At 66.4% G+C, this 24,060-nt stretch carries 21 protein-coding genes and 1 pseudogene; 18 read left to right on the forward strand and 4 right to left on the reverse strand.

What is annotated here, in order from left to right:
* The first annotated feature begins 240 nt into the window (after positions 1-240).
* From rsmD to ABIA73_RS19755, 6 genes are all read left to right on the forward strand, one after another.
* Entirely contained in the window at positions 241-819 is a 579-nt protein-coding gene (gene rsmD / locus ABIA73_RS19730) for a 16S rRNA (guanine(966)-N(2))-methyltransferase RsmD (RefSeq protein ID WP_033830840.1), read from the forward strand.
* A 26-nt stretch (positions 820-845) separates the two neighbouring features.
* On the forward strand, positions 846-1,355 hold the full coding sequence (gene coaD, locus ABIA73_RS19735) for a pantetheine-phosphate adenylyltransferase (RefSeq protein ID WP_008267036.1): 510 nt from the start codon (positions 846-848) through the stop codon (positions 1,353-1,355).
* 78 nt (positions 1,356-1,433) lie between these two features.
* Positions 1,434-1,925 carry a hypothetical protein gene (locus tag ABIA73_RS19740; protein WP_025878827.1) on the forward strand — a complete coding sequence of 164 codons (492 nt, stop codon included), beginning with the start codon at positions 1,434-1,436 and terminating at the stop codon, positions 1,923-1,925.
* 132 nt (positions 1,926-2,057) lie between these two features.
* The gene (locus tag ABIA73_RS19745) at positions 2,058-2,339 is read left to right on the forward strand and encodes a YfhL family 4Fe-4S dicluster ferredoxin (protein ID WP_025878828.1); all 282 of its coding nucleotides are present in this window, start codon (positions 2,058-2,060) and stop codon (positions 2,337-2,339) included.
* Positions 2,336-4,063 (forward strand): gamma-glutamyltransferase, encoded by a 1,728-nt coding sequence (gene ggt, locus ABIA73_RS19750; RefSeq protein ID WP_354276192.1) that lies wholly within the window; start codon positions 2,336-2,338, stop codon positions 4,061-4,063. The genes ABIA73_RS19745 and ggt overlap by 4 nt, the downstream gene beginning before the upstream one ends.
* 120 nt (positions 4,064-4,183) lie before the next feature.
* Positions 4,184-5,071, forward strand: a complete 888-nt coding sequence (locus tag ABIA73_RS19755; protein ID WP_354276193.1) for an MBL fold metallo-hydrolase — start codon at positions 4,184-4,186, stop codon at positions 5,069-5,071.
* A 354-nt stretch (positions 5,072-5,425) separates the two neighbouring features.
* On the opposite strand, the gene ABIA73_RS19760 is transcribed toward ABIA73_RS19755, so the two are convergent.
* The gene (locus ABIA73_RS19760) at positions 5,426-5,719 is read right to left on the reverse strand and encodes a PsiF family protein (protein WP_309910716.1); all 294 of its coding nucleotides are present in this window, start codon (positions 5,717-5,719) and stop codon (positions 5,426-5,428) included.
* 117 nt (positions 5,720-5,836) lie between these two features.
* Positions 5,837-6,469, reverse strand: coding sequence for a uracil phosphoribosyltransferase (gene upp / locus ABIA73_RS19765; protein WP_025878832.1), 633 nt, complete (start codon positions 6,467-6,469; stop codon positions 5,837-5,839).
* Between the two features lie 153 nt (positions 6,470-6,622).
* Between upp and ABIA73_RS19770 the strand changes: the two genes are divergently transcribed.
* The 4 genes and pseudogenes from ABIA73_RS19770 to ABIA73_RS19785 form a co-directional block, all read left to right on the forward strand.
* Positions 6,623-9,181: a TonB-dependent receptor gene (locus tag ABIA73_RS19770; RefSeq protein ID WP_354276194.1), complete on the forward strand. Its 2,559-nt coding sequence runs from the start codon at positions 6,623-6,625 to the stop codon at positions 9,179-9,181.
* The gene (locus ABIA73_RS19775; RefSeq protein ID WP_313283203.1) at positions 9,181-10,299 is read left to right on the forward strand and encodes an NHL repeat-containing protein; all 1,119 of its coding nucleotides are present in this window, start codon (positions 9,181-9,183) and stop codon (positions 10,297-10,299) included. The genes ABIA73_RS19770 and ABIA73_RS19775 overlap by 1 nt, the downstream gene beginning before the upstream one ends.
* A 53-nt stretch (positions 10,300-10,352) precedes the next feature.
* Entirely contained in the window at positions 10,353-11,660 is a 1,308-nt protein-coding gene (locus ABIA73_RS19780) for a purple acid phosphatase family protein (RefSeq protein ID WP_081323693.1), read from the forward strand.
* Positions 11,661-11,670: 10 nt separating this feature from the next.
* Positions 11,671-11,805, forward strand: a pseudogene (locus tag ABIA73_RS19785) (inorganic diphosphatase); the annotation flags it as partial.
* 105 nt (positions 11,806-11,910) lie between these two features.
* Here ABIA73_RS19785 and ABIA73_RS19790 read toward each other — a convergent pair.
* Positions 11,911-12,492, reverse strand: a complete 582-nt coding sequence (locus ABIA73_RS19790) for a hypothetical protein (protein ID WP_354276195.1) — start codon at positions 12,490-12,492, stop codon at positions 11,911-11,913.
* Positions 12,493-12,604: 112 nt separating this feature from the next.
* Here ABIA73_RS19790 and ABIA73_RS19795 point away from each other — a divergent pair, with 112 nt between their 5' ends.
* Positions 12,605-14,020 carry a cryptochrome/photolyase family protein gene (locus ABIA73_RS19795; RefSeq protein WP_354276196.1) on the forward strand — a complete coding sequence of 472 codons (1,416 nt, stop codon included), beginning with the start codon at positions 12,605-12,607 and terminating at the stop codon, positions 14,018-14,020.
* A gap of 141 nt (positions 14,021-14,161) precedes the next feature.
* Complete coding sequence (locus ABIA73_RS19800) at positions 14,162-14,857, forward strand: YiaD family glycine zipper/OmpA-like lipoprotein (RefSeq protein WP_025878838.1); 696 nt, start codon at positions 14,162-14,164, stop codon at positions 14,855-14,857.
* Positions 14,858-15,040: 183 nt separating this feature from the next.
* Here ABIA73_RS19800 and ABIA73_RS19805 read toward each other — a convergent pair whose 3' ends face one another.
* Positions 15,041-16,072 (reverse strand): LysR family transcriptional regulator, encoded by a 1,032-nt coding sequence (locus tag ABIA73_RS19805; protein ID WP_025878839.1) that lies wholly within the window; start codon positions 16,070-16,072, stop codon positions 15,041-15,043.
* 147 nt (positions 16,073-16,219) lie between these two features.
* Between ABIA73_RS19805 and ABIA73_RS19810 the strand changes: the two genes are divergently transcribed.
* The 6 genes from ABIA73_RS19810 (at position 16,220) to ABIA73_RS19835 (ending at position 24,043) form a co-directional block, all read left to right on the forward strand.
* Positions 16,220-16,447 carry a hypothetical protein gene (locus ABIA73_RS19810; RefSeq protein ID WP_025878840.1) on the forward strand — a complete coding sequence of 76 codons (228 nt, stop codon included), beginning with the start codon at positions 16,220-16,222 and terminating at the stop codon, positions 16,445-16,447.
* Positions 16,444-17,214 (forward strand): SDR family NAD(P)-dependent oxidoreductase, encoded by a 771-nt coding sequence (locus ABIA73_RS19815; RefSeq protein WP_354276197.1) that lies wholly within the window; start codon positions 16,444-16,446, stop codon positions 17,212-17,214. The genes ABIA73_RS19810 and ABIA73_RS19815 overlap by 4 nt, the downstream gene beginning before the upstream one ends.
* A gap of 91 nt (positions 17,215-17,305) precedes the next feature.
* Positions 17,306-18,529, forward strand: a complete 1,224-nt coding sequence (locus ABIA73_RS19820; RefSeq protein ID WP_025878842.1) for an efflux RND transporter periplasmic adaptor subunit — start codon at positions 17,306-17,308, stop codon at positions 18,527-18,529.
* Between the two features lie 127 nt (positions 18,530-18,656).
* On the forward strand, positions 18,657-21,827 hold the full coding sequence (locus ABIA73_RS19825; protein ID WP_025878843.1) for an efflux RND transporter permease subunit: 3,171 nt from the start codon (positions 18,657-18,659) through the stop codon (positions 21,825-21,827).
* A gap of 63 nt (positions 21,828-21,890) precedes the next feature.
* Positions 21,891-22,628 (forward strand): SDR family oxidoreductase, encoded by a 738-nt coding sequence (locus ABIA73_RS19830; RefSeq protein ID WP_354276198.1) that lies wholly within the window; start codon positions 21,891-21,893, stop codon positions 22,626-22,628.
* Positions 22,622-24,043, forward strand: coding sequence for an efflux transporter outer membrane subunit (locus tag ABIA73_RS19835; RefSeq protein WP_025878845.1), 1,422 nt, complete (start codon positions 22,622-22,624; stop codon positions 24,041-24,043). Before ABIA73_RS19830 ends, ABIA73_RS19835 begins: the two co-directional genes overlap by 7 nt.
* The last annotated feature ends 17 nt before the right edge of the window (positions 24,044-24,060 follow it).

Consider the following 24,060-nt stretch of genomic DNA (forward strand, 5'->3'; position numbering starts at 1 on the left):
CTGCGGGGGGGGGGGGGGGGGGGGGGGGGGGGGGCGCGCGCGCGTGTGCGCGCCCCCGAGCCTCCATGGACGGATTTACGGCGGCCCCCGCAACCGGACCCACCCCGCCAACCCGCAGGAAGCCAGCTTTTGACGTTGCTTCGGCCGTTGCTTCGGCCTCTGCGGGTGCCGGGCGCAGCCCGGCCGAACTACAATCCCGCTCATGCTGAAATTCTCGAATGAACCTCGCCAGGGGCGGCTGTGAGCGGCCGCGGTGGCAACGAAGGCCAGGTGCGCATCATCGGTGGGCGCTGGCGCAATACCCGACTGCCGGTTCCGACCCTGCCGGGCCTGCGGCCCAGCAGCGACCGCGTGCGTGAGACCCTGTTCAACTGGTTGATGCCCAAGCTGGGCGGGGCGCGCGTGCTGGACCTGTTCGCCGGCAGCGGCGCGCTGGGGCTGGAGGCGGTCTCGCGGGGGGCCGCGCATGCCACCCTGGTCGAGCGCGACCCGCAGCTGGCGCGCAACCTGTCGGCGGCCGTGGCCAGACTGCAGGCGGGTGACGTCGTGACGGTCGCCCAGGCCGATGCGCTGCGCTGGCTGCAGGCCGCGCCGGCACAGCAGGCGGATCTGGTGTTCATCGACCCGCCGTTCGCCGATGGCCTGTGGCAGGACGTGCTGGCCCAGCTGCCGCGGCACCTGGCCGCCGATGCCTGGCTGTACCTGGAATCGCCGGCCAGCCACGTGCCGGTGCTGCCCCCGGAATGGCTGCTGCACCGCGATGGCGGCACCCGCGAGGTGCGCTTTGCCCTGTACCGCCGCGCCGCTGCTACACTTTGACCTCATCTGAACATCTGCTACCGCCCATGACCGTGGCCAACCGCCGCATCGCCGTCTATCCCGGCACGTTCGACCCCATCACCAACGGTCATATCGACCTGGTGAGCCGGGCCGCGCCGCTGTTTGAAAAGGTCGTGGTGGGCGTGGCGCAGAGCCCCTCGAAGGGACCGGCCCTGCCGCTGGAACAGCGCGTGCAGCTGGCGCGTGGCGCCCTGGGCCACCACAGCAACGTCGAGGTCATCGGCTTCGATACGCTGCTGGCCCATTTTGTGCGTTCGGTGCAGGGCGGTGTGCTGCTGCGCGGGCTGCGCGCGGTGTCCGACTTCGAGTACGAATTCCAGATGGCGAGCATGAACCGCCACCTGATTCCGGAGGTCGAGACCCTGTTCCTGACCCCCGCCGAGCAGCACAGCTTCATTTCGTCCTCGCTGGTCCGCGAGATCGCACGCCTGGGTGGCGATGTGTCCGGCTTCGTGCCGGCCGCCGTGCTCGAGGCGCTGCGCAAGGTCCGCGAAGCGAAGTCGGCGCAGTCGTAAGCCCTGGCCAGCAGTAGATCCTGTAGCACCACGCATTCCATTACGCACACCAACACGCAACATTCCGGGAGGAAACCCATGAACAACACCATGCGCGCGATGCTGATCGCTTCGTTTGCCCTGGCTTTCACCGCCTGCAAGAAGGAAGAAGCCGCTCCGGTCGACGAAGCCAAGCAGGCGCTGGTCGCGCCGGCCAAGGAAGACGACGCAGGCTGGAAGAAGTACCTGCAGGAAGTGGCCATCCAGAACATGGGCAACATCACCAACAGCCCGTTCCTGTACTACCTGTCGCCGGAATCGGATCCGGACTTCCAGGCCAAGTACGAGCGCCAGACCGAAAGCGCGACCCAGGCCGTGGCCCGTGGCGTGCAGCCGGGCAACATGCTGGCCTTCGGTTCGTCGGCCTCGGGCAAGATGGCTGACATGATCCAGACCGTGTTCAAGGATGTCTCGCCGGATTCGATGAAGGGCGTGCGCGTCGTCTTCATCGGCCAGTCCGCCGACAACGCCCGCGTGCAGGCCGTGGTCCAGCCGACCGGTGCCGAGTACATTTTCGTCGAAGCCAAGTAAGACCGAGCCGAGGCGGTCGTGCTTCGGCACGGCCCGGGCGGCGCCCTGCGATGGGCGCCGCTGATGACCTGACCGGCCCGCGCGCCCGCGCAGGCCGGTCCTTGTCCCAAGGCGCGGGCGTGGAGTATCGCCATGTCGCTGAAAATCAATGAGCTCTGCGTCAACTGCGACGTATGCGAGCCGGCCTGCCCGAACCAGGCCATCACGATGGGTGAAACCATCTACGTGATCGACCCCGCCCGCTGTACCGAGTGCGTGGGCCATTTCGACGAACCGCAGTGCGTGGTCGTCTGCCCGGTCGAATGCATCGACCCCGATCCGGACATCGTCGAAACCGAAATCGAGCTGCTGGCCAAGTTGCGCCAACTGCAGCACGATCATCCCGAACTCTATGCGGAGCCCCCATCCGAATGAAGTCGTTCGCCCGCCCCCTGTTGCTGCTCGGCCTGCTGCTGAGTTCCGTCGCCTGGGCTGATGCCCCGGTCCGTGCCGAGCGCCCCGATGGCGTGGCCATCGCCAGCGGTCACGCCCTGGCCACCCAGGCCGGTGTCGACATCCTGGCCCAGGGCGGCAACGCCTTCGACGCGGCGGTGGCGGTGTCCTCCACCCTGGCAGTGGTCGAGCCGATCAGCTCCGGTCTTGGTGGCGGCGGCTTCTTCCTGCTGCATGATGCGGCTACCGGCAAGGACGTGATGCTGGACGCGCGCGAGACCGCGCCGGCCGCGGCCACGCCGCAGGCCTTCCTCGACAAGAAGGGTGACCTGGACCGCGACCGCTCGGTCAACGGCCCGTGGTCGGCCGGCATTCCGGGCCTGCCGGCGGCGCTGGTCGAACTGTCGGCCAAGCACGGCAAGCTGCCGCTGGCGGCATCGTTGCAGCCGGCGATCCGCATCGCGCGTGAAGGCTTCCCGGTGTACGACCGCATGGCCAAGGGCTATGCCTCGCGCCGTGAAGTGATGGAGCGTTATCCCGGTACGCGCGAGGTCTACCTGCGCAATGGCAAGCCGATCGCCACCGGTGACCTGTTCAAGCAGCCGGAACTGGCGCAGACCCTGGAGCGCCTGGCGGCCGGTGGCTTCGACGGCTTCTACAAGGGCCAGACCGGCAAGCTGCTGCTGGCCGGCGTGAAGCAGGCGGGCGGCAAGTGGACCGCCGAAGAGCTGGCCGGCTACCGCGTCAAGCAGCGTGCGCCGATCGTCTTCAACTACAACGGCTGGAAGATCACCACCGCACCGCCGCCGTCCTCCGGTGGCATCGCCCTGGCCAGCATGCTGCAGATCCTGGAAGGCTGGGACATCAAGCAGATGGATGCCGCGCACCGCACCCATCTGGTGGTCGAGTCGATGCGTCGTGCCTACCGTGACCGCACCTTCTTCCTTGGCGATCCGGATTTCGTGCAGATCCCGCAGAAGGTGCTGGCCAGCAAGGATTACGCGCAGGGCCTGCGCGCCACCATCCACCCGGAAAAGGCGACCCCCAGCGACCTGCTGTCGGGCAACCCGACGCCACTGGAGGATGACGAGACCACCCATTTCTCGATCATCGACCGTGATGGCAACCGTGTCGGTGCCACCCAGACCGTCAACCTGCTGTACGGCTCGGGGCTGATTCCGAAGGGCACCGGCGTGCTGCTGAACAACGAGATGGACGACTTCGCGCTGAAGCCGGGAACGCCCAATGCCTTTGGCGTGATGGGCTACGCGGCCAACGCGCCGAAGCCGGGCAAGCGCATGCTCAGCTCGATGACGCCCACCTTCATGGAAAACGACGACAAGGTGATCGTGCTGGGCACGCCCGGTGGCAGCCGCATCATCACCATGGTGCTGCTGGGTATCCTGGGCTACGACGCTGGCCTGGATGCGCAGCAGGTCGCCGCGCTGCCGCGCTACCACCACCAGTGGCTGCCGGACCTGATCGAAGCGGAAAGCAATGCTTTCGACGCTGGCACCATCAAGCAGCTGCAGGCGATGGGCCACAAGATCGACCTGCCGGGCGAGGTCGCTGCCGGCGGCCGCGGCTCCAGCCACGTGTGGGGCAACCTGCAGACGGTGGAGTGGGACCGCAAGGCCAACAAACTGTTTGGCGGCAGTGACCCGCGCAACCCGGTCGGCAGTGCCCAGATTGTGACGGCTCCCTGATCCGGCGGTAGCGCCGGGCCATGCCCGGCGGACGCAAACCTGGGAACCCCGCCCGCAACGGCGGGGTTTTTCATTTTCCCACTAGCGATTATTTAACGAGCGGCCACCGATAATTGCGTCATGAAACTATGGTCGATCCGCGGTAATACCCAACGCCTGGATGGCGGTGCAATGTTCGGCAACGCGCCGCGCGCGTTGTGGGAAAAGTGGGCAGCACCGGATGAGCTCAACCGCATCGAGCTGGCCTGTCGTGCGTTGTTGGCGAGCCCGCTGGAAGGCAAGACGGTGCTGTTCGAAACCGGCATCGGTGCGTTCTTCGAGCCGCGCATGCGCGAGCGCTATGGCGTGCAGGAAAGCCAGCATGTGCTGATCGATTCGCTGCGCGAAGCCGGCTTCGAGCACGAAGACATCGACGTGGTGGTGCTCAGCCATCTGCACTTCGACCATGCCGGCGGCCTGTTGGCCGCGTGGCACGAAGGCCGTGAACCGGAACTGCTGTTCCCCAATGCGACGTACGTGGTCGGGGCGCAGCATTGGCAGCGCGCGCTGCAGCCGCACCCGCGCGATCGCGCCAGCTTCATTCCAGAACTGCCGGGCCTGCTGCAGGCCAGTGGCCGCCTGGAAGTGGTGGACGGCGAGTATTCGAAGGTGCTGGGCCACAGCGTGCGTTTCAGTTACAGCGACGGGCACACGCCGGGGCTGATGCTGGCCGAGATCGTCGGGCAGGCACGCACAGGCGAGGGGGCGCATGGCGGCGTGGTGTTCTGCGCCGATCTGATTCCGGGTCGCTCGTGGGTGCACGTGCCGATCACCATGGGGTACGACCGCAACGCCGAGCTGCTGATCGACGAGAAGCGACAGTTCCTGGAAGACAAGCTGGCGCGCAACGTGCATCTGTTCTTCACCCATGATCCGCAGGTGGCGCTGGCGCAGGTCGGGCGGGATGAGAAGGGACGTTTCGTGACGCTGCATGAGCAGGGCGAACTGAAGGCGCGCGCGCTGGGGTGAGGTTGGCCGGCAGGGCTGCGCCCTGCACCTGCTGTAGTGCCGGCCGCTGGCCGGCAACCTCAACAGCAACAGCAACAGCGGGCTATCCGTGGGGTGGCGGGGCGGTGTCGGATGGCGGGGACGCCGCAAGTACGTCCTTGTAGGCTTGGCAGCCGCATCCATGCGGCTGACACCCCGCAATCCGACACCGCCCCGCCTTCGACAGATTTCCGGCGACGGATGGGACACCCGTTGGATCTTTCGGGGTCGGATCCCGTTGCTGGGCAATGGGCTCTGACCCCATTCGACGGACAGGTTCCAAATGACGGTCAGTAGATCCACGCCATGCGTGGATGGGGCCTTTCTTCGCTGTCTTTACGATGCCTTGAGGCAGCTGCTCATGAAGGTCTTGCGGGCGTCGCCGGCGAGCTTTTGGGTGGCGGCGTCTGCGTTGCACTTCTTCATGCGCTCCTGCGGCGTGGCAGGGGTTGCCGGTGCGGCTGCGTGCGAACTCAGGCATGCGCTCTGCGCGGACTTGTAGGCGTCGCCTTTCAGCCCTTTGTTCTTTGCCGAACAGTCGGCCATGCGCTGCTGCTGTGGGGTGGCTGCGTTGGCGGCAAACGGTAGGCCGACCAGCAGGGCGGCGGCGAGCAGCAAAGAGGCTTTCATGGTGGCTCCAGGGCAGGGCGGGTGCGCGGAGCATTCGCCCGTTGCCGCAAAGCCGGCGTGAAGGTGCCTGGAGCAGGTGGAGCACTTCCTTTCGAAAGCGCTCCGACCCGGTCGATCTCAGCCCACGCGGGTACCGAAGATGCGGTCGCCGGCATCACCCAGGCCCGGCAGGATGTAGCCCTTGTCATTGAGCTGCGCGTCGATCGCGGCGGTGTAGATCTCCACGTCCGGGTGCACGGCCTTCACCGCTTCGATGCCCTCCGGCGCGGCAACCAGGAAGATGCCCTTGATCCGGCGGGCGCCGGCGCGCTTGAGCATGTCGATGGTGGCGATCAGGGTGCCGCCGGTGGCCAGCATCGGGTCGAGGATCAGCGCGTCGCGCTCTTCCAGGCGGCCGGTCAGGCGCTCGAAGTAGGGCACCGGCTGCAGGGTTTCCTCATCGCGCTGCAGGCCGACTACGCTGACACGGGCGGCCGGGATCAGCGACAGCACGCCGCTGAGCATGCCCAGGCCGGCGCGCAGGATCGGCACCACGGTGATCTTGGCGCCGGCGATGCGCTGCACGGTGACCGGGCCGGACCAGCCCGGCAGGGTGTGCGGCTCGGTTTCCAGGTCGGCGGTGGCCTCGTAGGCCAGCAGCGTGCCCAGTTCGTTGGCCAGTTCGCGGAAATCCTTGGTGCTGAGCGCGGCGTTGCGCATCAGGCCGATCTTGTGCTGCACCAGCGGGTGGCGCACTTCGACGATCTTCATGGGAGGGTCTGGCAGAAGGGGAGGCCCCCATTTTAAGCGGAATGCGCGGTGGTGCCGAGCCGGGTCCGGCAGGCCAGGCTTCACCGGTGTCATGCCCATGCAACCTGCCGGACATACCGTGCTGACCCAATCTTTACACCGTTGGGGATAGCTGTGCAGAAGAAGAATACGTTGGGCCTGGCAATCAGCCTCTCGCTGCTGGTGACGGCCAGCCCGTCGGTGCTGGCGGCCGAAAACGCTGCCGCTGCCGTGGCAGGGGGTGCCGCCGCAGCGACCGATCTGGAGCGCATCGAAGTGCGTGCACAGCTGGAATCGCAGGTACGCGCCGTCGACCTGAAGCGCAGCAGCGATGCCATCGAAGACGCCGTGTCCTCCGACGCGCTGGGCCAGTACCCGGACAAGAACGTGGCCGAGTCGCTGCAGCGCCTGCCAGGCATCAGCGTGACCCGCGACCAGGGTGAAGGCCGGTTCGTGGTGGTGCGTGGCCTGGATGCCAACCTCAACAGCGTCAGCGTCGACGGCATCGCCATCGGCACCCCGGAAGATTCCAGCCGCGCGGCGCCGCTGGATGTGATTCCGTCCGATTCGACCGAGCGCCTGCGCGTGGTCAAGTCGCCCACCCCGGACATGCCGGGCGACGCCATCGGTGGCGCGATCCTGGTTGAATCGGCCTCGGCCTTCGATCGTGACGGCCGCAGCCTGCGTGGCAAGATCGAAGCCAGCCACCAGCAGCTGTCCGGCGAAACCAGCCCGAAGGCGGCCTTCAACTACAGCGAAGTGTTCAACGACACCTTCGGCGTCGCGCTGGGCGTGAACTACCAGAAGCGCACGTTCGAATCGGACAACACCGAAGTGGAGTACGACGGCGAAGACGATGCCGCACCGGGCGACGTCACCGCGATCAACCTGCAGCACCGCAAATACGAAATCGAGCGCAAGCGCATCGGCGCCAACCTCAACCTGGACTGGCGCCCGAACGAGGACAGCAAGTACTACCTGCGTGCGCTGTACAGCCAGTTCGATGATGCCGAAACCCGCCAGCGGGTGATCTTCAACTTCGATGACGCCAAGATGGTGAAGACCGGTACCGACCAGTACCGGTTGGACGGCATGCCGAAGGATTCCATCGACAAGCGCATGCGCTACCGCACCAAGGAAGAGAACACCTTCGCGGCCAGCCTGGGCGGCGAGAACACGCTGACCAACGCCGTGGTCGATTACAAGGTTGGTTTCACCCGCACCGAAGAGCGGGTGAACGATGAAATGGAGGCGCGCTTCAAGCTCAACGGCAAGGCCTTCAACGGTACGCTGGACCAGAGCAGTCGAATGCCCAGCTACAGCTTCGACAATCCGCAGTGGCTGGACAACGCGAACTACGCGTTCGACCGCTTCGTGATTTCACCCAAGCAGGTGAACGACAAGGAGCACAGCGCACAGGTCAACGTCCGCTTCGACGGCGACAGCAGCAGCATCAAGTTCGGCCTGCTGGGGCGCTGGCGCGACCGCGACGTCAACGTCGACGAAAGCGAACTGCGCGTCGGCCCGAAGGTTGCCCTGTCCAGCTGGACCACCGGCTCCCCGGATCACCGCCACGGCACCCTGGGTGACGGCATGGATTCGGACGCGATGCGCGCGTACTGGGCGGCCAACCGTGGCCAGTTCAGTGCCCGTCCGCAGGATGCCGGCGCCAACGCGATGACCTCGCTGGAAGAGGACTACACCGCCAGTGAAGACATCTTCGCCAGCTACGCCATGGGGACCTGGGATGTCGGTGCGCTGCGCATCATCGGTGGCGTGCGTGTGGAGAACACGCGCTTCAGGGCCGAAGGCAACCAGGTCGATGTGGCGGCCAACGGCCGCAGCTACACCGTAACCCCGCGCGTGGCCAACAGCAGCTATACCAACGTACTGCCGGGCCTGCACCTGCGCTATGACGCGGCCGATGACTGGGTGCTGCGCGCCTCGGCCAACAAGACCGTTTCGCGCCCGTCCTTCGGCGATATCTCGCCGCGCGTCGGCTACAGCCGCGGCGACGAGGAAGTGCGCCTGGGCAATCCTGAGCTGGACCCGTACGAGTCGAAGAACATCGACCTGTCGGTGGAGAAGTACCTCGGCAGCACCGGCATCGTTTCGCTCGGTCTGTTCCACAAGTCCATCGACGGCTATATCGTCGAGACGGTGCGCACCAATGATCCGGCCTATGGTGGTTTCGACGTGACCCAGCCGATCAATGGCCGCAAAGCCACCGTGCGTGGTGCGGAGCTGAACTGGCAGCAGCAGCTGGCCTTCCTGCCCGCCGGCCTGGACGGCCTGCTGGTGGGCGCCAGCGGCACCTGGCTGGATACCGGATTCGACGCTGGCATCGAGGATCGCGCCGGTGAGGATTTCACCCTGCCGCGTGCCTCCAAGCACGTTTACAGCGCCCACATCGGCTATGAAAAGTACGGCCTGAGCACCCGTCTGGCGGCGGTGTACCGCAGCGAGTACCTGGACAGCATCGGCAAGGGCCGTGCGTTCGACATCTACGTCGCGCCCAACACCCAGCTCGACTTCTCGCTGGACTACAAGTTCAACGCGAACGTAAGCGTGTACTTTGAAGCGCAGAACCTGCTGGACAAGCCCCTGGAGCTCTACCAGGGCACGCGCTCGCGCACCCTGCAGATGGAGGAATATGGCCGCACCTACGCCGTGGGCCTGAAGGTGGCCCTGTGATGGCGCGTTGCATGATCCTGATGGCGGCCTCGCTGGCAGCCGTTCTTGCCGCCGGCTGCACGCCGGCCGCGGACAAGGCGCCGGCAGCGGCTGCAGCGACCGGCGCTGTGGCACCGGTCGAGCGCAACGTGGCGACCATCGCCGAGGCCTTCCTGACCCCGATGACCCCGGCCGACAACATCGATTCGCCCGCGTCCTGGCAGGCGCCGGATGGCAAGACCTGGCTGATCGCCACGGCCAAGACCACCGACAAGCTGGTGGTCTATGACGGCAGCAACGGCCAGCACCTGCGCGACGTCGGCAGCACCGGCACCGGCCTGGGCCAGTTCGATCGTCCCAACGGCATCGCGGTGATCGATGACCTGCTGTGGATCGTCGAGCGCGACAACCACCGTGTGCAGGTGCTTTCGCTGCCGGACTTCACTCCGTTGGCCACCTTCGGTGCCGACGACCTGCGCAAGCCCTACGGCCTGTGGGTGGACCGCCGTGCCGATGGCTACAGCGTCTACGTCACCGACTCCTGGGACAACGGCGAGGACGCACAGGGCAAGGACATCCTGCCGCCGCTGGCTGAGCTGGACAAGCGCGTGCGCCAGTACCACGTGTCCCGCGATGGCACGAAGGTGCAGGCAACACTGTCGGCCAGCATCGGTGATACCAGCGAAGCCGGCGCGTTGCGTGTGGTCGAATCGATCTGGGGAGATCCGGCCAATGATCGCCTGCTGATCGCCGAAGAGGACGAAAGCTACGCCAGCGAATTCAAGGTCTACACCCTGGCGGGGCGCTTCACCGGCACCACCTTCGGTCGCGACGTGTTCAAGGCGCAGGCCGAAGGCGTGATGCTGCGCACCTGCGGCAAGGACGGCTGGTGGGTCACCACCGAGCAGGGCAAGCAGCGCAGCGTGTTCCATCTGTTCGACCGCCATACGCTGAAGCCGGTGGGTGCGTTCCAGGGCAATACCGTGGCCAACACCGATGGCATCTGGATGATGCAGCAGCCGACGCCACGCTTCCCGCACGGTGCCCTGTATGCGGTGCACGATGACCAGGGTGTGGTGGCCTTCGACTGGGAGAGCATCGCCAAGCAGTTGGCCCTGCCGCTGGAGTGTGGCTCGTGAGCGCGCGTTTGGTGCGCTTGCTTGCGATCGGGCTGCTGCTGGCATTGCCATCGATGGCGACGGCTGCGGCCGAGCCCAATACGCAGGTGCCGTCGGGCAGCCGCTACTACGCGGCCACACCGGTGCCGGACCGCATCGTTGCCTCTCCATCGGTCGACCCCAGCCACGGCTTTGCAGTGGCCTGGCGCACCGATGGCAGCGTGCAGTCGCCGCTGCTGGAAATCGCACGGGCCGACGATTCGCCGGCCATCGAGGGCATCGTCCAGGTGCGCGCGAAGACCCAGGTGCTGCAGACCGAGAACGGCCTGTCGCATCATCATCGCGCCGACATCGATGGTTTGCAGCCGGACACCCTGTATGTCTACCGCGTACAGGGCAATGGCAGCTGGAGCGCGTGGAACCAGCTGCGTACGCTGGCCGCTGCCGACCAGCCGCTGACCCTGCTGTATTTCGGCGATACCCAGAACAAGAACGTCAGCCATGTAAGCCGCGTGGTGCGGGCTGCACAGAAGGCCGCGCCGGATGCACGGATCAGTCTGTTTGCCGGCGACCTGGTCAGCGGTGGCGACAACATGGACGACAGCGAATGGGGCGAATGGTTCGCCGCCACCAGCTGGCTGGCACAGGAGACGCTGGTGGCGCCGGCGATCGGCAACCACGAGTACTTCGAGGAATTCGAGGACACGCCACAGGAGCGCCGTGTGCTGGGCCGCCATTGGCCGGTGACCTTCGCCCTGCCGGGCAACGGTGCCAGCGCGGCGGCGGGTACCAGCTACTGGTTCGACGCACAGGGCGTGCGCGTGGCCGTGGTCGATGGCACGTCGGCGCTGGATCTCGGTACCGCCAAGGCGCAGGCACAGTGGTTGGACAAGGTGCTGTCCGGCAACCGGCAGCCGTGGACGATCGTGCTGCTGCACCAGCCGTTCTATTCGCCGCGCGAGGGCCGCGAGAATGCTGCCCTGCGCAAGGTGCTGCTGCCGGTGGTGCGCCGTCACAAGGTGGATCTGGTACTGCAGGGGCATGACCATACCTACGGCCGTCGCGGCGAAGGGCAGGCGGCAACACCGCAGTACGTTGTGACAGTGGCTGGACCGAAGCAGTACCGCCTGTCGGACGAGGCACGCAGGACGATGGACCCCGTGGGCGAAGACACCCAGCTGTTCCAGGTGTTGCGCATCGATCCGCAGCGCCTTCGCTACGAGGCCCGCACGGTGACCGGGCGCCTGTACGACGCCTTCGAGCTGAAGCGCGATGACAATGGCGGCAAGCAACGGGTGGAGCAGCGAGAGGGACGGATCACGCCGCGTGACTGCGCGCGTGCCCAGACCGCCAAGGGCCGCACCGACCGGTGCTGGGAGTGAGGAACGACCGATGAGCACGCGCCCGCGCCTCGTTCCGATGGCCGCCATTGCCGTTGCCCTGCTGCTGGTGGTGGGCGCGGTGGCTGCTGCCGATACCGTACTGCACCCGTTCCTGGCCGCTCAGCCGGAGCAGGTGCCGCAGGAAAGAACGACGGACGGGTGATCAGCGAAGCGATGCAGCAGTCCAGAAGTGGATCCATGCCACGCGTGGATTGAACCTTTCCGTGCACCATCCGCGCATGGCGTGGCTCTACTGCATCGCGTCCAGGAACAGTTCTGCTTCATCCGTGCTGCCCAGCACCACAGCGACAGCGCGCAGCGCCGCTTCGCGATGAACCGGACGGATCCCGCCATCATCGTCATCGCTGTACAGATCCTCATCGGCATCGAGGTAAACGCTGCCGGCCGCAGCCAACGCGGCCATCAGGGTCGGCACGTCGGCGGCGAACCCGCCGGCGTCCCAGTGGCCCGCACCATGACGGGCGAACAGTACGCGGCCGTCGTCGATGTCGAGGATGAGGGGATCGGCGCCACGGTCGGCGATCACCAGCCACTGCGCCGGCCAATCGCTGATCGGTTCGCCATCGTTGCCGTTCCAGCGATAGCCTGCCTGGTAGGCCCAGAGGCGCTGCAAGGGCGGTATCCACACCTCAAGGCCTGGAATGGTGATGCCGCAGGGGCCTTTTGCAGGATTGAATACCTCGCCGAACGGGCCGACGCGTGCGTAGAATCCGGCCAGCACGTCCGGCAGCGGGAACGGCCCCTGCCACGCGCCGGCGGATTGCGGTTGCAGGGCGCCGAAGCGGGCAAACGTGGCGCGAAGATCATCCATGACGAGGGCCGGGCGGAAGCGGAAGAGCGCGCAGCCTAGCAGAGCCGGTCGCACGCATCGCCTTCACCGTCACTGGCTATCATGGCCGCCCAGCAACTGAGAGGCAGTGCACGTGTCGGTAGCGTTGGTATGGTTCCGTCGGGACCTGCGGTTGCAGGACAATCCGGCGCTGCAGGCGGCGCTGGAAGCGGGCCACGCTGTGGTGCCGGTGTACATCCACGCGCCGCACGAAGAGGGAGAGTGGGCGCCGGGCGCGGCCTCCAATGCGTGGCGCCATCGTTCGCTGGCGGCACTGGATGCCGGCCTGCGTGCACGGGGTTCATCGCTGGTGCTGCGTGCCGGTGACAGCCTGCCTGCCCTGCAGGCGTTGATCGAGCAGACCGGCGCTGAAGCGGTGTACTGGAACCGCAAGTACGAACCGGCCACGCAACCGCGCGATGCCGCCATCAAACGCACGCTGCGCGAGCAGGGCATCGATGCGCAGAGCTGCAACGGCAGCCTGCTGTTCGAGCCTTGGGACATCGCCACCCAGCAGGGGCAGCCCTACAAGGTATTCACTCCGTACTGGCGCAACGTACTCAGCCACTGGCGTTTGCCCGCCTTGCGGGCCGCACCGGAGACGCTGCCGGCGCATACGGTCGACACCCTCGCGCTGGATACGCTGCAGCTGGCGCCCACGCTTCACTGGGATACCGGGTTCTGGGAACACTGGCAGCCGGGCGAGACCGGTGCGCTCGAGGCGTTGTCCGTGTTCGAGGATGGTGCGCTGCGCGGCTATCGCGAGCAGCGCGACCTGCCGGACCGGGTCGGTACCTCGCGGCTGTCGCCGCACCTGCATTTCGGCGAAATCGCGCCGTGGCGCATCGCCCACGCGCTGGAAGGCCTGCGCAGTGCCGGTACCGATGCTGACATCGATGGCTACCTGCGCCAGCTTGGCTGGCGTGACTTTGCCCATCACCTGCTGCACCACTTCCCGAAGACGCCCACCGACAACCTCAATCCACGCTTCGATCGCTTCCCGTGGGCCAGCCCCGGTGCCGCCCAGCTGCACGACTGGCAGCGCGGCAACACCGGTGTGCCCATCGTTGATGCTGGCCTGCGCGAGCTCTGGCATACCGGCTACATGCACAACCGGGTGCGGATGATCGTTGCCAGCTACCTGTGCAAGCACCTGCGCGCGCATTGGCTGCACGGTGCGCGCTGGTTCTGGGACACGTTGGTGGATGCCGACCTGGCCAACAACACGATGGGCTGGCAGTGGGTGGCCGGCACCGGTGCCGACGCGGCTCCGTATTTCCGCGTGTTCAATCCCGTCACACAGGCCGAGAAGTTCGATCCGCAGGCGCGCTACATCAGCCGCTGGGTGCCTGAGCTGGCGGTGCTGCCGGTGAAAGCGCGGTTCGCTCCATGGCAGCATCCGCACCTGCTGGCCGAACGCGCGCCGGGCTACCCACGCACGCCGCTGGTGGACCTCGCCGCCGGCCGGGATGCCGCTCTGGCCGCCTACCGTCAGTCGGCGGCGGGGTAAAGCGCTGGCTGAGCGGTCCAGACAGCTAGCTGAACACGCCCCTGTCGACCGGCGTGATCATCATCCCGACATCGCGTCCGGCTGTTTATCCTCGTTGCCGCCCGCAAGCCGCCGGCCCGACCGGAAACCAAGGAGAACACCATGATCCGCAACACCACCCGCAACGTCGCACTGGCCCTGATGAGTGCGGCCGTCCTGTCGGCCTGCGCCACCGGCGGCTCCTATGTGCAGAGTGATCCGTACGGCAACCCGACCGAGCAGCAGAACCGCACCGGCCGCAATGCCCTGATCGGTACCGCCATCGGCGTGGCCGCGGGCCTGCTGTCCGGCGACAGCGCGACCGAGCGTCGCCAGCATGCGCTGATCGGCGCGGGCATCGGCGCACTCAGTGGCGCCGCGGTGGGCCAGTACCAGGATCGCCAGGAGCGCGCGCTGCGCGAGCGCACCGCCAACACCGGCATCGACGTCGAGCGACAGGGCGACAACATCATGCTGAACCTGCCCGACGGCATCACCTTCGACTTCGGCAAGTCGGCACTGAAGCCGCAGTTCTACGGCTCGCTCAATGGCGTTGCCGGCACCCTGCGTGACTACAACCAGACCATGATCGAAGTGGTCGGCCACACCGACAGCATCGGCAGCGACGCGGTCAACAACCGCCTGTCCAAGGAGCGTGCTGATTCGGTGGCGCAGTACCTGATCGGCCAGGGCGTGCAGAGCGTGCGCATCGAAACCCTGGGCGCGGGCAAGGCCTACCCGATCGCTGACAACAGCACCGATGCCGGCCGTGCCAAGAACCGCCGCGTCGAGATCCGCGTGATTCCTCTCAAGCAATAACGCGCAGCGTTATCGCTGTTCCGGCGCAGCCGGAACGAAAATGCCGCCCTAGCAGGCGGCATTTTCTGTAGGTGCCGAGTGTGCTCGGCACGCCGATAGCCCATGTGGAGAGCCGTGCCGACCAAGGTCGGCATCTACCGGAGGCCATCCAGGAGAGCAGGGTACAGGCGGCATCGCTGCAGCTTACGCCGCCGAAGCAGCCACCTTCTCCAGGATACGCTTGCCGCTGCTCGCCAGCGCCGCTTCTTCCTGTTCCTGCTGCTGCCGCGCCAGCTTCGCACCGGGGCACTGCGCCAGCATGTAGTTGGCGTCGAAGTTGAGCTTCTCCACCAGGAAATCGACGAACGCGCGTACCTTCGGCGACACCAGGCGGCCACCGGCGAACACCGCGTTGAAATCCACTTCCGGGCCGGTCCAGCCGGCCAGAACCCGGCGCACCATGCCCGACTCGACGAACGGCTTGGCCATCACGTCGCCGGTCAGCAGCAGACCTTCGCCACACACCAGCGCGCCATTCAGCGCAGACATGTCGTTGGCCGTCATCAGCGGCGTCACCGGGAAGTCGCGCAGCTCACCACCGTTCTCGCCCAGCTGCCAGGTGAAGCGTGGCGAATTGCCGGTGTGGTACGGCTTGCGCATGGCCAGGATGCGGTGGAACTGCAGCTCTTCCGGATGCAGCGGCTCGCCGTAGCGCTCGATGTAGGCCGGGCTGGCGAACACCTGCGTGCGCAGGCTGCCGAGCTTGCGCGCCACCAGGTTGGAATCGGGCAGGGCACCCACGCGCAGGGCAAGATCGGCCTCACCGGCGATCAGGTCCAGCTTCTCGTTGCCCATGTGCATGTCCAGGCGGATTTCCGGGTACTGCGCATGGAACTGGCCCAGCAGCGGTGCGATCCAGGTGATGCCGATCGAATAGGGCACGGTGAAGCGCAACCATCCGCGTGGACCAGACTGCAGCTGGCTGACCGCGCTTTCGGCTTCTTCAAGTTCGCGCGCGATGCGCTGGCAATGCTCGTGATAGATCGAACCGGCTTCGGTGAGGCCGAGGCGGCGCGTGGTCCGGTGCAGCAGGCGCGCACCCAGGCGCGTCTCAAGTTCCTGCACTTTGCGGCTGACCGTGGTCTTGGGCAGGCCGAGCGATTTGGCAGCCGCGATGAAGCTGCCTTGCTCGACCACTTTGACGAAGATCAGCGTCTCGTTGAGATCGTGGGACATGGTCAGGGATCCTGGACGTCGGGGATGGGGCAATCGTGACAGAACGATTGGACCGGGGACGGGATGATTATTCCCCTTAATCAGGACTAATCAAGTAGGGGTTTGAGGTCTATCGTGGCGCCATTCGCTAATTGGAGCCCGTCCGCCATGAGCCTGCGCAACATTCTTGCCCGCTTCCGGATTGCCGGCCAGAACGCCTTGGACCTGGCAATGACCGTTGAATCCCGTCCCAGCTCCTTGGTTAACAAGGATTTTCGGGAGTTTACCGCACCCATGCGTCAGCAGCGTGGCGGTGCCTTGCACCTTGCTTCACACAAGGGTGACCGACTGCGCCGAATCGGGACTATCCCGGATTTGGGAGGAAATGTCCCGTGAATGGGATTCTGACGCCCGAGGTCCTGGTTCTCGGCGGCACCGGTGCCGTGGGCCAGGGTGTGGTCGGCGCATTGCTGGAGGCCGGCAGCCCCGTGCTGGTGGTCGGCCGCGATCCCGGCCGCCTGGCGGCGTTGCACGAGCAGTTCGCTGATGAGCCGGGCCTGCAGACGATGCTGGGCTCGCTCAGCGACGACAGTTCGGCACGCGTGCTGGCCGAACGCGTGGCGCAGCGCCCGCGCCCGCTGGCAGCGGTGGTTGCCGCGATGGGCGGCCCGTACAACCGTGGCCGCGTGGTCGAGCGTGGCGGTGACGCCCTGTCGGCGGCATTGCAGGCGGACCTGATGCCGCATGTGCACGCAGTGCACCACCTGCTGCCGCTGCTGCAGGACAACGTGCACGCCCGCCGCTACGTGATGATCGGCAGCCCGGCCGGGCTCAAGCCCTGGGCAGGCTATGGCGAGACCTCGATCACCACCGCCGCGCTGCGCATGTACGCGCAGGTGGTGCACCAGGAAGCGCAAGCCGTAGGCGTACGCGCGCAGATGCTGGAAGTGTGCAGTCCGGTCTGCACGCCGGCCAACGCTGCCAACGCCTGTATTGAATGGCCGAGTTCACTGCTGGTCGGTCGCCGCGTGGTGTCCCTGCTCGACGGGTGCCGCGACAACCGCGCAATCGTCCGTTGCGACAGCAGTGATGCCGAACTGCCACGCGGCCTGCTGCACCTGGAAATACCGCCGCTGTGGCGCGACACCGCAGGCGTTGCTTGACCTCGACTTTGGTTGAGGTCGCAGGATACGCCGCCGAAAGTTGATAGCAATTCTCAAATAGCTGTACCACCCCTCCGTACGGATGCATGCCATGACTTCCCCCAATACCACTCCACATCGTTTCGGTCATCGCATCGCGATGGCTGGCGTGTCGATCCTCGCTGCCGCCGTCCTGGCGGCCTGCAGCGGTGGCCATGCCGAAGAAGCCGGCGCGCCGCCCCCGCCGCAGGTCTCAGCTGCCCCCGTGCTGCTCAAGCAGGTCAGCCAGTGGGATGAATTCAGCGGTCGCGTCGAGGCCGTGCAGAGCGTCGAGCTGCGCCCGCGCGTGTCTGGCTACATCGACAAGGTCAACTACGTTGAAGGCGAAGAAGTGAAGAAGGGCGCCGTCCTGTTCACCATCGATGCCCGCAGCTACCAGGCCGAGTACGATCGCGCCAACGCCGAACTGGCCCGTGCGCGCACCCAGGCGGTGCTGGCCCGCAGCGAGTCCGAGCGTGCCAAGCGCCTGGCCGAACAGCAGGCGATTTCCACCGAGACCGCCGAACAGCGTCGTGCGGCCGCCGACCAGTCCGGTGCGGCGGTGCAGGCTGCGCAGGCCGCGGTGGATGCCGCCCGCCTCAACCTGGAGTTCACCAAGGTGCGTGCGCCGATCGACGGCCGTGCCGGCCGGGCGATGGTCACCGCCGGCAACCTGGTGACCGCCGGCGACAGCGCCAGCGTGCTGACCACGCTGGTCTCGCTGGATACGGTGTTCGTGTACTTCGATGCCGACGAAAGCACCTTCCTGCGCTACGCGCAGATGGCACGCAAGGGCGAGCGCCCGAGCGAGCGCGACAGCGAGCTGCCGGTGAAGATCGGCCTGTCCGGTGAAGAAGGCTACCCGCACTCGGGCAAGGTCGACTTCCTCGACAACCAGGTGACCCGCAGCACCGGCACCATCCGCGTCCGCGCACTGCTGGACAACGCCGATCGCCAGTTCACCCCGGGCCTGTTCGCCCGCGTGCAGCTGCTCGGCAGCGGCCAGTTCCAGGCCATGCTGATCGACGACAAGGCCGTGCTGACCGACCAGGACCGCAAGTACGTCTATGTGGTCGACAAGGATGGCAAGGCCCAGCGCCGTGACATCCGCCTCGGCCGCACCGCCGAAGGCCTGCGCATCGTCGAGCAGGGCCTGGCCGCCGGTGACAAGGTGATCATCGATGGCGTGCAGAAGGTCTTCATGCCCGGTATGCCGGTGCAGGCGAAGGCGGTGGCGATGCAGCCCACCGCTGCGCCGGCGCCGGGTCGCGATGCAACTGCCGCACTGAACCACTGATCCGCCGGCTCCTGATCCGCGTCCCCGCTTAGCTGCCGGTGCCAGCGGCAGCCGTCACTGCCTTCGCCAGATTGGCGAGGGGCAGGGCGGCTGTTGCCCGCCGACGGCCTTTTCCAGGAATTCTTCCATGGACTTTTCCCGTTTCTTCATCGACAGGCCGATCTTCGCGGCGGTGCTGTCGATCGTGATCTTCGCCGCAGGCCTGATCTCGATTCCGATGCTGCCCATCGGTGAGTACCCCGAAGTGGTGCCGCCGTCGGTGGTCGTACGCACGGTCTACCCGGGCGCCAACCCGAAGGTGATCGCTGAAACCGTGGCCACCCCGCTGGAGGAGGCCATCAACGGCGTTGAGGGCATGATCTACCTCAAGTCGGTGGCCGGTTCCGACGGCGTGCTGCAGATGACCATCACCTTCCGCCCGGGCACCGACCCGGACGAAGCGGCGGTGAAGGTACAGAACCGCGTTGCCCAGGCCCAGGCGCGACTGCCCGAGGACGTGCGCCGGCAAGGCGTGACCACCCAGAAGCAGTCACCCACCTTCCTGATGGTGGTGCACCTGACCTCGCCCAACGGCAAGTACGACACCCTGTACCTGCGCAACTACGCCCGCCTGCACGTCAAGGACGCGCTGGCACGTATCCAGGGCGTCGGCGACGCACAGATCTTCGGCGGTGGTGACTATGCCATGCGCGCCTGGCTGGACCCGGACAAGGTTGCCGCGCGCGGCCTGACCGCCAGCGATGTGGTGCGCGCCATGCGCGAGCAGAACGTGCAGGTCTCGGCCGGCCAGCTCGGCGCCGAGCCGATGCCCAACAGCCAGTTCCTGACCCTGATCAATGCCCAGGGCCGCCTGCGCAGCGAGCAGGAGTTCGGCGACATCGTGCTCAAGAGCGGCACCGACGGTGAAGTGGTGCGGCTGGCGGACGTGGCCCGTGTCGAACTGGGTGCCGGTGACTACACGCTGCGCTCGCAGCTGGACGGCAAGAACGCGGTGGGTATCGGTATCTTCCAGGCCCCCGGCGCCAATGCGTTGGAGATCCGCGATGCGGTGATGGCCAGCATGGATGAGATGCAGAAGACCATGCCGGCCGACGTGAAGTACGAAGCGGTGTATGACACCACCATCTTCGTGCGCGACTCGATCAAGGCCGTGGTCTCCACCCTGCTGGAAGCCATCGCGCTGGTGGTGCTGGTGGTGATCCTGTTCCTGCAGACCTGGCGTGCTTCGATCATCCCGCTCATCGCGGTGCCGGTGTCGATCGTCGGTACGTTCGGCGCGCTGTACCTGCTGGGCTTCTCGATCAACACGCTGAGCCTGTTCGGCCTGGTGCTGGCGATCGGCATCGTGGTCGATGACGCGATCGTGGTGGTGGAAAACGTTGAGCGCAACATCGAAGAAGGCCTGACCCCGCTGGCCGCTGCGCATCAGGCGATGCGCGAAGTGTCCGGGCCGATCATCGCCATCGCGCTGGTGCTGTGTGCGGTGTTCGTGCCGATGGCGTTCCTGTCGGGCGTCACCGGTCAGTTCTACAAGCAGTTCGCGGTCACCATCGCCATCTCCACGGTGATCTCGGCGATCAACTCGCTGACCCTGTCGCCGGCCCTGGCGGCCCGCCTGCTCAAGCCGCATGGCGCGCCGAAGGATGCCCCGACCCGCATCATCGACCGTCTGTTCGGCTGGGTGTTCCGTCCGTTCAACCGCTTCTTCAAGTCCAGCTCTGAAAAGTACGAGCGTGGCGTGTCGAAGATCCTCGGTCGTCGTGGTGCGGTGTTCGTGGTGTATGCGGTGCTGCTGGTCGGTACCGGCTTCATCTTCAAGCTGGTGCCGCCGGGCTTCATTCCGACCCAGGACAAGCTGTACCTGATCGCCGGCGTGAAGCTGCCGGAGGGCTCGTCGATCGCGCGTACCGATGAAATGCTGCGCAAGGTCGCCAAGATCGCCCAGGAAACCGACGGTGTGGCTCACACCATCTCGTTCCCCGGTCTGAATGCCCTGCAGTTCACCAACACGCCCAACACCGGTGTTGCGTTCATTCCGCTCAAGCCGTTCAGTGAGCGCCATGGCCGCACCGCGGCGCAGATCAATGCGGAGATCAACCAGAAGATCGCAGGCCTGCAGGAAGGATTCGCCTTCGCCATGATGCCGCCGCCGATCCTCGGCCTCGGTAACGGCAACGGCTACCAGATGTTCATCCAGGACCGTGGCAACCTCGGCTATGGCGCGTTGCAGAACGCGGTGCAGTCGATGCAGGGCGCGGTTGCGCAGACCCCGGGCATGGCCTTCCCGATCACCAGCTACCAGGCCAACGTGCCGCAGCTGGATGCCGAGGTGGACCGTGTCAAGGCGAAGGCCCAGGGCGTACAGCTGACCGAGCTGTTCGACACGCTGCAGACCTACCTGGGTTCGGCCTACGTCAACGACTTCAACCAGTTCGGACGTACCTGGCAGGTGATCGCACAGGCCGATGGCCAGTTCCGTGACAGCGTCGAGGACATCGGCAAGCTGCGGACCCGCAACGACCGTGGCGAGATGGTGCCGATCGGCTCGATGGTCACCGTCAAGGAAACCTACGGTCCGGACCCGGTGCTGCGCTTCAACGGCTACCCGGCCGCTGACCTGGCCGGTGAAGCCGACCCGCGTGTGCTGTCCTCGGCCGAAGCGATGAACAACCTCACCGCCATCGCCGCCAAGGTGCTGCCGGTGGGCATGGCTACCGAGTGGACCGACCTGAGCTACCAGCAGGCGACCCAGGGCAAGGCGGCCTTCATCGTGTTCCCGGTGGCGATCATGCTGGCGTTCCTGGTGCTGGCCGCGCTGTACGAAAGCTGGTCGCTGCCGCTGGCGGTGATCCTGATCGTGCCGATGACCCTGCTGTCCGCGCTGTTCGGCGTGTGGATGACCGGCGGCGACAACAACGTGTTCGTGCAGGTCGGCCTGGTGGTGCTGATGGGCCTGGCGTGCAAGAACGCGATCCTGATCGTCGAGTTCGCCAGAGAGCTGGAAATGGGCGGCAAGGGCATCGTCGAAGCGGCACTGGAAGCCTGCCGCCTGCGTCTGCGCCCGATCGTGATGACCTCCATCGCCTTCATCGCCGGCACCGTGCCGCTGGTGCTGTCGCATGGCGCTGGCGCCGAAGTGCGCTCGGTGACCGGCATCACGGTGTTCGCCGGCATGCTGGGCGTGACCCTGTTCGGCCTGTTCCTGACCCCGGTGTTCTACGTGGCACTGCGCAAGTTCGTCACCCGCAACGGTGGTGGCCAGCTGGTGCAGCACGGCGAGCCGACCATCCATCACTGACATGGAAAACAGCGGCGCCGGCAATCACCGGCGCCCGCTTCCCCCTACCAAGGCAACGAATCCATGAACACCCATCAGAACAAGATCGCGCTGGTCACCGGCGCAACCCGCGGCATCGGCCTGGAAACCGTGCGCCAGCTGGCACAGGCCGGCGTGCACACGCTGCTGGCCGGGCGCAAGCGCGAAACCGCAGTGGAACTGGCGTTGAAGCTGCAGGCCGAGGGCCTGCCGGTGGAAGCGCTGCAGCTGGACGTCAATGATGGCGCCAGCATCGCCGAGGCGGTCGAGCAGGTGCGTCAGCGCCACGGTCGTCTGGACATCCTGGTCAACAACGCCGGCATCATGATCGAGAACCCAGCGCAACTGCCGTCGGAGCAGTCGCTGGACACCTGGCGTCGCACGTTCGAGACCAACGTGTATGCGCTGGTGGCGGTGACCCAGGCCTTCCTGCCGCTGATCAAGGAGGCCAAGTCCGGCCGCATCGTCAACGTCTCCAGCATGCTCGGCTCGCAGACCCTGCATGCCGATCCGACCTCGGGCATCTACGACTTCAAGATCCCGGCCTACAACGCGTCCAAGGCCGCGGTGAACAGCTGGACCCTGGCCCTGGCCCATGAACTGCGCAGTACGCCGATCAAGGTCAACACCGTGCACCCCGGCTACGTGAAAACCGATATGAACGGTGGCAACGGCGAGATCGAAATCGCCGAGGGCGCGCGTTCCAGCGTGCAGATGGCGCTGATCGGCGAGTCCGGCGCCAGCGGCAGCTTCACCTACCTGGGCGAGGTGCTGCCATGGTGATCCGCACCCTGGCGATGGCCGTCTCCAGCCTGGTGCTGGCGGGCTGTGTCAGCGTCGGCCCCAACTACAAGGCACCGGTGCAGGAGCCCGTCGTCCTGCAGGGTGCACAGCAGCCGGTCTTCAGCACCACCTCGCCGGTGGCCAGCTGGTGGGCGCAGTTCGATGACCCCGTGCTTGAAGAACTGGTGCACGGCGCGCTGTCGGACAACCTGGACCTGCGCGTGGCTGTCGCCCGTGTCAGCCAGGCCCGTGCCGTGTTTGTCGAGAGCCGCTTCGACCAGGCGCCACACGTTACCGCTGGCGGCAGCTACGACCGCCGCAAGCAACCCGATCCGCAGCTGGGTGGGCAGCGGGTGTTCAGTGAAAGCTACCAGCTCGGCTTCGATGCGGGCTGGGAGCTGGATCTGTTCGGCCGCAAGCGCCGTGCTGCAGAGGCCGCGCGTGCCGACCTGGACGCCGAGCAGGCCAACCTTGCCGACGCGCAGGTGCTGATCGCTGCCGAAGTGGCACGCAACTACTTCGAACTGCGTGGCACCCAGAAGCGCATCGCGGTGGCCCAGCGCACCCTGGTCAACCTGCGCGATACGCAGCGGCTGACCGAGGCGCGCTGGGAACTGGGTGCCGGCAGCGAACTGGACGTGCAGAGCAGCCGCGCACGGTTGAAGGCCATCGAGGCCGACATCCCGCTGCTGGAAGTGGCCGAGACGCAGTCGCGCAACCGGTTGGCTGTCCTGCTTGGCCAGCGTCCGGAAGTATTGACCGCCATGCTGGCGCCGCACGAAGTGCCGGCGTTTGCCAAGGCACTGCCGCTGGGTGATACCCGCGAACTGCTGCGCCAGCGTGCCGACGTGCGCGTGGCCGAGCGTCGCCTGGCTGCCGCCACCGCGCGTGTCGGCGTGGCCACGGCCGATCTGTTCCCGCGGCTGTCGCTGTCCGGTTTCGTCGGCTTCCTCGGCGGCGATGCCAGTGGCCTGGTCAACGGCAACAACAAGGCCTGGTCGCTGACCCCGTCGTTGAGCTGGGCGGCATTCGACTTCGGTACGGTCAAGGCACGCCTGCGTGCCAGCAAGGCCGAGGCCGAGGGCGTGGCCGCGCAGTACGAACAGGCGGTGCTGCTGGCGTTGGAAGACACCGAAAACGCGTTGACCCGCTACTCCAAGCAGCAGGCACGGTTGGCCATCGTGGTCGAGCAGGCGCAGGCGGCGCGGCGTGCCGAATCGCTGGCGCAGATCCGCTACCGCGAAGGGTCGGAGGACTTCCTGACCCTGCTGGACGCGCAGCGCACGCAGCTGGTGGCCGATGATGCACTGGCGGCCGCCGAATCAGAGGTCAATGTCAGTGTCGTGGGTGTGTACAAGGCACTTGGTGGCTGGGGCCAGTCACCGCAGGCGCCGAGCGTGGCGCAGGCGCGCTGATCGACAGGGGACGGAAG

It is taken from the genome of Stenotrophomonas sp. 2694 (genome assembly GCF_040548715.1).
GTDB lineage: Bacteria > Pseudomonadota > Gammaproteobacteria > Xanthomonadales > Xanthomonadaceae > Stenotrophomonas > Stenotrophomonas indicatrix.

What these genes read in the sequence shown, in the direction of transcription:
- ABIA73_RS19740 (WP_025878827.1), top strand. Translation starts at nt 1,434, where the DNA reads ATGAACAACACCATGCGCGCGATGCTGATCGCTTCGTTTGCCCTGGCT.
- coaD (WP_008267036.1), top strand. Translation starts at nt 846, where the DNA reads ATGACCGTGGCCAACCGCCGCATCGCCGTCTATCCCGGCACGTTCGAC.
- ABIA73_RS19825 (WP_025878843.1), top strand. Translation starts at nt 18,657, where the DNA reads ATGGACTTTTCCCGTTTCTTCATCGACAGGCCGATCTTCGCGGCGGTG.
- ABIA73_RS19835 (WP_025878845.1), top strand. Translation starts at nt 22,622, where the DNA reads ATGGTGATCCGCACCCTGGCGATGGCCGTCTCCAGCCTGGTGCTGGCG.
- ggt (WP_354276192.1), top strand. Translation starts at nt 2,336, where the DNA reads ATGAAGTCGTTCGCCCGCCCCCTGTTGCTGCTCGGCCTGCTGCTGAGT.
- ABIA73_RS19800 (WP_025878838.1), top strand. Translation starts at nt 14,162, where the DNA reads ATGATCCGCAACACCACCCGCAACGTCGCACTGGCCCTGATGAGTGCG.
- ABIA73_RS19760 (WP_309910716.1), bottom strand. Translation starts at nt 5,719, where the DNA reads ATGAAAGCCTCTTTGCTGCTCGCCGCCGCCCTGCTGGTCGGCCTACCG.
- ABIA73_RS19820 (WP_025878842.1), top strand. Translation starts at nt 17,306, where the DNA reads ATGACTTCCCCCAATACCACTCCACATCGTTTCGGTCATCGCATCGCG.
- ABIA73_RS19775 (WP_313283203.1), top strand. Translation starts at nt 9,181, where the DNA reads ATGGCGCGTTGCATGATCCTGATGGCGGCCTCGCTGGCAGCCGTTCTT.
- ABIA73_RS19830 (WP_354276198.1), top strand. Translation starts at nt 21,891, where the DNA reads ATGAACACCCATCAGAACAAGATCGCGCTGGTCACCGGCGCAACCCGC.
- ABIA73_RS19755 (WP_354276193.1), top strand. Translation starts at nt 4,184, where the DNA reads ATGAAACTATGGTCGATCCGCGGTAATACCCAACGCCTGGATGGCGGT.
- ABIA73_RS19810 (WP_025878840.1), top strand. Translation starts at nt 16,220, where the DNA reads ATGAGCCTGCGCAACATTCTTGCCCGCTTCCGGATTGCCGGCCAGAAC.
- upp (WP_025878832.1), bottom strand. Translation starts at nt 6,469, where the DNA reads ATGAAGATCGTCGAAGTGCGCCACCCGCTGGTGCAGCACAAGATCGGC.
- ABIA73_RS19745 (WP_025878828.1), top strand. Translation starts at nt 2,058, where the DNA reads ATGTCGCTGAAAATCAATGAGCTCTGCGTCAACTGCGACGTATGCGAG.
- ABIA73_RS19805 (WP_025878839.1), bottom strand. Translation starts at nt 16,072, where the DNA reads ATGTCCCACGATCTCAACGAGACGCTGATCTTCGTCAAAGTGGTCGAG.
- ABIA73_RS19780 (WP_081323693.1), top strand. Translation starts at nt 10,353, where the DNA reads ATGGCGACGGCTGCGGCCGAGCCCAATACGCAGGTGCCGTCGGGCAGC.
- ABIA73_RS19790 (WP_354276195.1), bottom strand. Translation starts at nt 12,492, where the DNA reads ATGGATGATCTTCGCGCCACGTTTGCCCGCTTCGGCGCCCTGCAACCG.